Below are 2,101 nucleotides of genomic sequence, written 5' to 3'. Positions count from 1 at the left end.
GATCACCATGGTATAATCATTTTTTAGTATGATATAGACATGATGCTGTGCTGCTTTTTTTATACCCATTTGCAGGCGTTGCCACCAATTAGCGCTATCGCCAAACAGGCGATCAAACTCCTTCATGTGTGGAGTTAAAATACTTCCCTTGGGTAATTTATCCCAAAGACCCGGGTGGGTTGCCAGCAGATTTAATCCGTCGGCATCAACAAGCACCGGCTTGTTATAAATATCCAGGATATGTTTGACGAGCATATGCGCATCATCATCTTTGCCCAAACCCGGGCCAATTCCAATGGTGCTGTATTGCTCCCAATTGATCTCAGGTAACTGGCCCGTTGGCCTCACTATAGCCATCACCTCCGCGTGGGCGGTATTAAGCGCCGTTAGGCCACTTTCGGGGATACAGGCTGTTGTTAATCCGGCGCCGGCATAAACACTGGCAGAGGCTGATAATAGGGCTGCGCCCATGGTTTTTTCCTGCCCTGCTACTATCAACGCGTGGCCGTAAGTGCCTTTGTGGCTAAAGCGACGGCGGGGTTTTAAAATCTGGCGGATATCTTTTTCCTCAATCAACTGGTAAGGTGAGTCCAGCGAGCGTATAAAACCTTCATCCAAACCAATATTAACCACTTCCCAGCAATCCATATGCGCTGCCGATTCGGGCAACAGGAAATTGATCTTGGGTTGCTGGAAGGTGATCACGAGATTGGCTTTTATTACGGTGGCATTTTTGTCTATTTCGCCATCGGTATAAAATCCGGTAGGTACATCAACCGCGACCACGGTTTTATGTAGTTCATTAATAAAATCGGCCAGGCGTTTATAGTCGCCTTCTAAAGGCTTGTTCAAGCCGCTACCAAGCAGGGCATCTATAACGATATCGCTTTTATCTTCGGGAAAATCTCGTTCGGGTTTAAGCTCGCGCAGGTCAAGGCCGTTATCTTTCAGGCGCTCAAAATTACTGTCGAAATCGGCGGTAGATTTTTCAGAGAAACGCGCCACCCTCACTTCCAGGTTAGTGTATTTATGCTCATACAACATGCAGGCAATAGCTAAGCCGTCGCCGCCGTTATTGCCGGTGCCGCAGTAAATGGTAATTGCCTGCAGTTTATCGGGGAAGTGATTAACAAACCAGCTCACAAACGCCCTTGATGCCCGTTCCATTAATTGGATAGACGGAATAGGTTCGTGCTTAATGGTATAAGCATCCGTTTCGCGGATCTGTTGAGCGGTGAGTAGTGGTAGCATAATTATAAAATTACGCTTTATATGTTTTGTTTGGAGGAAGATTATTTCTTTCGGCTGTTTGTGTCCTCACAAACAGCTTGCACGGGTTGCCTGTGAGGACACAGGCAACGGAGAGACAACGATTTAAACCACCCGATCCTGACGAATAAGTCTGCGCCACCATTTTCCTTTTAAAAAGTGGCGCACCTCATAAAAAAGGGAGCCCTCACAAGCAACGGGTATTGGTTAATTAATTTACCAACTCAACACCGCATCCAGCAACTCCACTGCTTCATCAATACCTGCTACATTTTCGATGCTCAGGCGCAGGGTGTTCTTAACCTCTTTCAGGTTGGTACGCCGCGGATTGGTTTGCACAAAGGTGAGTATGTTGTTAAACGCGTCGCTCTCAAAGTATGCCGATTGCTGGTTGGTGATGAAGTAGCCACGCAGTACACCTTTCTTTAACGATATCTTTTCAAAACCAATAGCCTTACCCAGCCATTGCAGGCGCATGGTGTTCAACAGGTCATCAACTTGTGGCGGTATAGGGCCAAACCGATCATGTAGTTGTTGTTTAAACGCGGTGAGTTCGGCCTCGTTCTCTAGTTTTGATAGTTCGGAATAAAGGTTCTAACGCTCAGATAAGCTGGTTACATATTCATTTGGTATCAGAATCTCCAGGTCGGTATCTATTTGGGTGAAGTTGACGAAAGCACGTGGTTTATCTTCAGGGAAGAGGCCTTTAAACTCATCATCCTTCAACTCGTGGATGGCTTCGTCCAGTATCTTATGGTACATTTCAAAACCTATCTCCGCAATAAAACCGCTCTGCTCGGCACCTAACAGGTTTCCGCTGCCGCGGATGTCC

General features: G+C 46.7%; 1 protein-coding gene and 1 pseudogene. Both read right to left on the bottom strand.

All coding sequences use genetic code 11. The features are described 5' to 3' along the window. A partial coding sequence (locus tag AAGC65_RS26110; protein ID WP_343115381.1) for an NAD(P)H-hydrate epimerase occupies positions 1 to 1,251 on the bottom strand: 1,251 nt, incomplete at its 3' end. Positions 1,252 to 1,485: 234 nt separating this feature from the next. Continuing rightward, positions 1,486 to 2,101 (bottom strand): annotated as a pseudogene (locus AAGC65_RS26105) (TRCF domain-containing protein); the annotation flags it as partial.

Source organism: Mucilaginibacter sp. (assembly GCF_039207105.1).
Lineage (GTDB): Bacteria > Bacteroidota > Bacteroidia > Sphingobacteriales > Sphingobacteriaceae > Mucilaginibacter.
Note: the sequence above shows the minus strand (reverse complement) of the source record. Positions and strands in the feature narration are given on the sequence as shown.